This is a genomic window from Streptococcus sp. k-378 (genome assembly GCF_013277505.1).
Taxonomy (GTDB): Bacteria; Bacillota; Bacilli; order Lactobacillales; family Streptococcaceae; genus Streptococcus; species Streptococcus pseudopneumoniae.
Genome location: NZ_VMNC01000061.1, coordinates 1 through 5,966, shown reverse-complemented (window position 1 = coordinate 5,966; position 5,966 = coordinate 1). Strand labels below are relative to the sequence as shown.

Sequence of the window (5,966 nt, the reverse complement as noted above, 5' to 3'; positions counted from 1 at the left end):
CACTGTTTTGAGGTTGTGGATGGAACTGACGAAGTCAGTAACCATACCCATGGCAAGGCGAAGCTGACGTTGTTTGAAGAGATTTTCGAAGAGTATAAGCATTTTACTGAAATTTTATCTTACCCTCTAGGATGGCAAATGACATTCCCTATCAAAAATGGTAAAATAAGAAAAAATAATCCGAGAATCGAGGAATTAAGATGCAAGAAAAGATTTTGCTAACGGGTGGAGCAGGTTTTATCGGAACCCACACTGTTATTGAGTTAATCCAAGCAGGTCATCAGGTTGTTGTGGTGGATAACCTTGTCAACAGCAATCGCAAAAGTTTAGAAGTTGTTGAGAGAATTACAGGAGTTGAAGTACCTTTCTATGAGGCAGATATCCGTGATATAGATACTCTTCGTGACATTTTCAAACAAGAAGAACCAACAGGGGTCATTCACTTTGCTGGCTTGAAGGCTGTTGGAGAATCTACTCGTATTCCTCTTGCCTACTATGACAACAATATCGCTGGAACTCTTAGCCTTTTGAAAGCTATGGAAGAAGCCAACTGTAAAAACATCATTTTCAGTTCTTCTGCGACAGTTTACGGGGATCCGCACACAGTGCCCATCTTGGAAGATTTCCCACTTTCAGTGACCAACCCATACGGTCGTACCAAGCTCATGCTAGAGGAAATTTTGACCGATATCTACAAGGCAGATTCAGAATGGAATGTGGTCTTGCTTCGTTATTTTAACCCAATCGGAGCCCATGAGAGTGGTGATTTGGGGGAAAATCCAAACGGTATTCCAAACAACCTCTTGCCATATGTGACTCAAGTAGCTGTTGGGAAATTAGAGCAAGTGCAAGTGTTTGGAGACGATTACGATACCGAAGATGGAACTGGTGTTCGTGACTATATCCACGTTGTTGACTTGGCTAAAGGTCACGTTGCAGCTCTGAAAAAAATCCAAAAAGGTTCAGGCCTAAACGTTTATAACCTTGGAACAGGTAAAGGCTACTCAGTTCTTGAAATTATCCAAAATATGGAAAAAGCAGTGGGACGTCCAATTCCTTACCGCATCGTAGACCGTCGCCCAGGGGATATCGCAGCCTGCTATTCAGATCCTGCAAAAGCCAAAGCAGAACTGGGCTGGGAAGCAGAATTAGGCATCACCCAAATGTGTGAAGATGCATGGCGTTGGCAAAGCAAGCATCCAAATGGATTCGAAGACTAAGATGGTGATATCAATCATTGTCCCCTGTTTAAACGAAGAGGAAGTACTTCCTCTTTTTTATCATGCTCTGGAAGCTCTGATTCCTGACTTGGAAACAGAAATCGAGTATGTCTTTGTCGATGATGGATCAAGTGATGGGACCTTGGAACTCTTAAAGGCCTATCGGGAACAAAATCCGGCAGTGCATTATATTTCTTTCTCGCGAAATTTTGGCAAAGAAGCAGCTCTGTATGCAGGCTTGCAATATGCGACAGGAGATCTGGTGGTGGTAATGGATGCAGACCTCCAGGATCCTCCTGGTATGTTGCTTGAGATGAAAAACTTACTAGACCAGAATGCAGATTTAGACTGTGTAGGAACACGGAGAACTAGTCGGGAGGGAGAACCCTTCTTTCGCAGTTTTTGTGCTGATCTCTTTTATGGCTTCATGAAAAAAATTAGTCCAGTAGCCTTGCCGTCAGGTGTCCGTGATTTTCGCATGATGAGAAGGTCTGTGGTTGATGCCATTTTAAGCTTGACCGAGTCCAATCGTTTTTCTAAGGGACTTTTTGCCTGGGTCGGCTTTAAAACCCACTATTTGGACTATCCAAATGTCGAAAGGCGGGTTGGCAAGACCAGTTGGAGTTTTAGGCAACTCTTTTTCTACTCTATTGAAGGAATCGTGAATTTTTCAGATTTTCCCTTGATTATCGCCTTCGTAGCTGGCCTCCTATCTTGTTTTATTTCTCTACTAATGACCTTTTTTGTCGTGGTTCGGACCCTTATTTTGGGCAATCCGACATCGGGTTGGACCTCTCTGATGGCTGTCATTCTCTTTCTTGGAGGCATTCAACTCTTGACCATTGGGATTCTCGGCAAGTATATCAGTAAGATTTATCTGGAGACTAAAAAAAGACCACTTTATCTTATCAAAGAAAAAAGTTATCATAGATCATGAAAAAGTAGGAATTATCTGGCGCAGTCACTTTTTTGTAATTATAATTCTTTTGGTCTGGAACTTGAGTGATTTTTAAAAAAATTAGGGATTTGACATGATATAAATGAACTATGTGGAATAAATTTACTGCAAAGACGATAACTTAATAAATAAAACATTCAGGAGGGTTATTTTATGCTAAGTAAAGAGGATTATACTGAAGAAATCGGGCTAATAAAGAAACAAAATTATGTAGAGGTTGAACTGTATCCTTTAGTTGCTGATATAATTAAGCCAACTTTAAAAGATAGTTTATCAAAAAGATATGTCTTCGGAAGACAAAGAAGGGGTTTGGGACAAATTTATTATGGTCTAAGTAATTTTCCTGATATAGTTATTTTAGATAAGACTTATGAAAACAAATCTAGGAAAAGTATAAAAATTGAAGAATGGAAGGAACTTCGAGGATGCGTGGAAGTTAAGAATTTAAATTATAGTTTAATTACAGAGGAAAAAATCAAATCAACCATATCGAACAGTTTTGAACATATAACTGGAGAGATGGGACAACTTATTGGAGACCTTTTATGGTATAAAAAAGTAATTTATACAAATGGAATTGAATGGAGATTTCTAAGTTTAGATGACAAGGAAGAGATAGATAATACAATTGTTGAAGTAGTTAACAAAAGAATAGAAACAGAAGAAGCGGGAAATTCTTTTGATTGGTGGAAGAATATTAAAGATTTATCGTTCAATTATACGGATATATGCCTATCTAAAGATTGTAGACGAGAGTGGAATGAATTTGTAAAAAGGGTAAAGGAAATAGAATGGTAGAAGTCTATTCTCATTGAGGAATTTAGATTATAAGTTGCAGTAAGATTTATCTGGAGACTAAAAAAAGACCACTTTATCTCGTTAAAGAAAAAAGTGATCTTCCTGATTTTACAGAAAAAAATAAAGTGAAAAGACTATAATTTTACATGGAAATATGCTAAACTAGAAAGAGTGAAACGTTCTTGTCAATTTACTATGAGAGATTAGTGTTGATTTTTAATCAAGGCACGTGTCGGACAGTTTCTAACAGCCTCTAAGACATCCTGACTAGGAGAAATTTCTTTTTCCAGTTGGTCAGGATTATCGTAAAAACGCACGATTCCATTATCGTGGTAATCAAATAAGTCAGAATAAGTTTGGCAAAGCCCACAGGCGATGCATCGTTCAGGTATAAGTGTGATTTTCATGTTCATATTTATATTGTAATAAGAAAAGTAAAAAAAAACAAGGAGTAAGGTATGGCAAAAGAACCGTGGCAAGAAGATATTTATGATCAAGAAGAAGCAAGAGCAGAGCGTCGGCATCGAAACCACGGAGGGGCTGATAGGATGGCTAATCGTATTTTGACGATCCTAGCTAGTATTTTCTTTGTAATTGTGGTGGTGATGGTCATCGTTCTCATCTATCTATCATCGGGGGGGAGTAATCGCACAGCAGCCTTAAAAGACTTTCATGATTCTGATGCAAGTGTAGTACAAGTCTCATCTTCAAGCAGTTCTCAGCCTGAGCAGAGTTCAGAGCCAGAATCTACTTCTAGTAGTTCAGAAGAAGCTGCTAATCCTGAAGGAACGATTAAAGTTCTCGCAGGAGAAGGGGAAGCAGCTATTGCCGCTCGTGCAGGAATCTCCATTGCTCAGTTAGAGGCCTTGAATCCTGGGCACATGGCTACAGGATCTTGGTTTGCTAATCCAGGTGATGTTATAAAAATAAAATAGGAGCCGATATGAAAACAATTCAAATTGCTATTGATGGTCCTGCTTCCAGCGGTAAGAGTACGGTCGCAAAGATTATTGCTAAGGATTTTGGATTCACCTACCTTGATACAGGAGCTATGTATCGTGCAGCGACCTATATGGCTCTTAAGAACCAATTAGGAGTTGAAGAAGTCGAAGCCCTTCTAACCTTGTTGGACCAGCATCCAATCAGCTTTGGACGTTCAGAAACTGGAGACCAGCTTGTTTTTGTAGGAGATGTGGATATTACCCATCCTATCCGTGAAAATGAAGTGACCAATCATGTTTCTGCTATTGCAGCAATTCCTCAAGTGCGTGAGAAACTAGTTTCTCTCCAACAAGAAATTGCCCAGCAAGGTGGGATTGTCATGGATGGTCGCGATATTGGAACTGTTGTATTGCCACAAGCAGAATTGAAAATTTTCCTAGTAGCTTCTGTTGATGAGAGAGCAGGGCGCCGTTACAAGGAAAATATTGCCAAGGGAATTGAAACAGACCTTGAAACCCTAAAAAAGGAAATTGCTGCGCGTGACTATAAGGATAGTCATCGGGAGACTTCTCCTCTTAAACAAGCAGAGGACGCTGTCTATCTTGATACAACTGGCTTGAACATTCAAGAAGTAGTTGAAAAAATCAAATCAGAAGCTGAAAAAAGAATGTAAATGTAGAAAAGCCGATAGATGGATATCGGTTTTTTTCTAAATTTGTCAAAATGCTGATTTTAGGGTATAATAGTTGCTGTTCGAGAAATTTTGATTTTCAAAGAATAGTGAATGATGATAAGGAGAAACTATGAACAATTTACCAAATTGTCCAAAATGTAACTCAGAGTATGTCTACGAAGACGGTGCCCTACTGGTTTGCCCAGAGTGTGCTCATGAGTGGAATCCTGCTGAAGTTGCAGAAGCAGAAGAAGGTCTTGTCGCTATCGATGCCAACGGAAATAAATTGGCTGATGGTGATACAGTAACTCTCATCAAGGACTTGAAAGTAAAAGGTGCGCCAAAAGATTTGAAACAAGGGACGCGCGTGAAAAATATCCGCATCGTAGAAGGCGACCACAATATCGACTGTAAGATTGATGGTTTTGGTGCCATGAAACTCAAATCAGAGTTTGTGAGGAAGATTTAAGCATGTCAAAACACTATAAATTTGTATTTTATAGCCGTATCTTTTTGTTTCTAGCGGCTTTTACGGGAGTTTATCTTGAAATTACTAAGCATGGTGGTTTTGGGATGCTTCTCTATTACACGGTTCTGTCCAACCTCTTGGTAACTATTTTTACCCTTTATCTTCTAAAGGTTATGAGCCGTGTAGGTGAAAATTGGCAAAGGCCAAGTCTCTTGCGCTTAAAAGGTGGGGTCACCATGAGTATCATGATTACCTGTGTGATTTACCATTTCCTCTTGGCGCCCATTGCGACTAATTTCTATACCCTAGAAAATTTCCTTTGCCACTATATCGTTCCCATCTGGTTTTTAGCGGATACCCTCTTTTTTGACAAACAGGGTCAATATAAGATTTGGGATCCAGCAGTGTGGACCATTTTACCCTTGCTGTATATGATGTTTGCTCTTTTTAATGGCTTGGTTCTAAAACTCAATATTCCAAATGCCAAGGATAATCCTTTCCCTTACTTCTTTTTAAATGTGAACAAGGGTTGGGATGTCGTATTCAAGTGGTGTCTGATTATCTTTGTTGCCTATATGGTAGCAGGATTTATCTTCTACTTTATTAAGCAAATCAAGAGAAAGTCATTCTAATACTCTTCGAAAATCTCTTCAAACCACGTCAGTTTCCATCTGCAACCTCAACACACTGTTTTGAGCAGCCTGCGGCTAGCTTCCTAGTTTGCTCTTTGATTTTCATTGAGTATTAGGCAAAAGGAGATGAAGATGAAATTTGGGAAACGTAACTATCGTCCGAAGGTGGATCAGATGGACTGCGGTGTAGCCTAATTAGCTATGGTTTTTGGCTACTATGGTAGTTATTATTATTTGGCTAACTTGCGAGTATTGGCTAAGAAGAGTATGGATG

The 5,966-nt window shown here is 39.3% G+C and carries 8 protein-coding genes and 4 pseudogenes; 11 read left to right on the top strand and 1 reads right to left on the bottom strand.

What is annotated here, in order from left to right; all coding sequences use genetic code 11:
* The 6 genes and pseudogenes from HT719_RS11340 to HT719_RS07215 form a co-directional block, all read left to right on the top strand.
* Positions 1-222: hypothetical protein (locus HT719_RS11340; protein WP_205380747.1), on the top strand; the 222-nt coding region annotated here is incomplete at its 5' end.
* Entirely contained in the window at positions 201-1,220 is a 1,020-nt protein-coding gene (gene galE, locus HT719_RS07230) for a UDP-glucose 4-epimerase GalE (protein WP_001156508.1), read from the top strand. The genes HT719_RS11340 and galE, both read left to right, overlap by 22 nt.
* Positions 1,174-1,719 (top strand): annotated as a pseudogene (locus HT719_RS12040) (glycosyltransferase family 2 protein); the annotation flags it as partial. The gene galE and the pseudogene HT719_RS12040, both read left to right, overlap by 47 nt.
* Positions 1,720-1,965: 246 nt before the next feature.
* Positions 1,966-2,157: pseudogene (locus HT719_RS12035) on the top strand (glycosyltransferase); the annotation flags it as partial.
* A 174-nt stretch (positions 2,158-2,331) separates the two neighbouring features.
* Complete coding sequence (locus HT719_RS07220; RefSeq protein ID WP_000949237.1) at positions 2,332-2,976, top strand: hypothetical protein; 645 nt, start codon at positions 2,332-2,334, stop codon at positions 2,974-2,976.
* Between the two features lie 38 nt (positions 2,977-3,014).
* A pseudogene (locus HT719_RS07215) lies at positions 3,015-3,116 on the top strand (group 2 glycosyl transferase); the annotation flags it as partial.
* Between the two features lie 63 nt (positions 3,117-3,179).
* On the opposite strand, the gene HT719_RS07210 reads toward HT719_RS07215, so the two are convergent.
* A complete protein-coding gene (locus HT719_RS07210) occupies positions 3,180-3,383 on the bottom strand; it encodes a ferredoxin (protein WP_080564678.1) in 204 nt (67 codons plus the stop codon).
* A gap of 51 nt (positions 3,384-3,434) precedes the next feature.
* On the opposite strand from HT719_RS07210, the gene HT719_RS07205 reads away from it, so the two are divergent.
* From HT719_RS07205 to HT719_RS12030, 5 genes and pseudogenes are all read left to right on the top strand, one after another.
* Positions 3,435-3,911 (top strand): SAG1386/EF1546 family surface-associated protein, encoded by a 477-nt coding sequence (locus HT719_RS07205; protein ID WP_001040900.1) that lies wholly within the window; start codon positions 3,435-3,437, stop codon positions 3,909-3,911.
* Positions 3,912-3,919: 8 nt separating this feature from the next.
* Complete coding sequence (gene cmk, locus HT719_RS07200) at positions 3,920-4,591, top strand: (d)CMP kinase (RefSeq protein ID WP_000849384.1); 672 nt, start codon at positions 3,920-3,922, stop codon at positions 4,589-4,591.
* Between the two features lie 130 nt (positions 4,592-4,721).
* On the top strand, positions 4,722-5,060 hold the full coding sequence (locus HT719_RS07195; RefSeq protein ID WP_001061585.1) for a zinc ribbon domain-containing protein YjdM: 339 nt from the start codon (positions 4,722-4,724) through the stop codon (positions 5,058-5,060).
* A 2-nt stretch (positions 5,061-5,062) separates the two neighbouring features.
* Entirely contained in the window at positions 5,063-5,692 is a 630-nt protein-coding gene (locus HT719_RS07190) for a Pr6Pr family membrane protein (protein WP_172928702.1), read from the top strand.
* A gap of 132 nt (positions 5,693-5,824) precedes the next feature.
* Positions 5,825-5,966: pseudogene (locus HT719_RS12030) on the top strand (cysteine peptidase family C39 domain-containing protein); the annotation flags it as partial.

Coding starts and splice junctions, on each gene's coding strand:
- galE (WP_001156508.1), top strand. CDS start 201: ATGCAAGAAAAGATTTTGCTAACGGGTGGAGCAGGTTTTATCGGAACC.
- HT719_RS07220 (WP_000949237.1), top strand. CDS start 2,332: ATGCTAAGTAAAGAGGATTATACTGAAGAAATCGGGCTAATAAAGAAA.
- HT719_RS07210 (WP_080564678.1), bottom strand. CDS start 3,383: ATGAAAATCACACTTATACCTGAACGATGCATCGCCTGTGGGCTTTGC.
- HT719_RS07205 (WP_001040900.1), top strand. CDS start 3,435: ATGGCAAAAGAACCGTGGCAAGAAGATATTTATGATCAAGAAGAAGCA.
- cmk (WP_000849384.1), top strand. CDS start 3,920: ATGAAAACAATTCAAATTGCTATTGATGGTCCTGCTTCCAGCGGTAAG.
- HT719_RS07195 (WP_001061585.1), top strand. CDS start 4,722: ATGAACAATTTACCAAATTGTCCAAAATGTAACTCAGAGTATGTCTAC.
- HT719_RS07190 (WP_172928702.1), top strand. CDS start 5,063: ATGTCAAAACACTATAAATTTGTATTTTATAGCCGTATCTTTTTGTTT.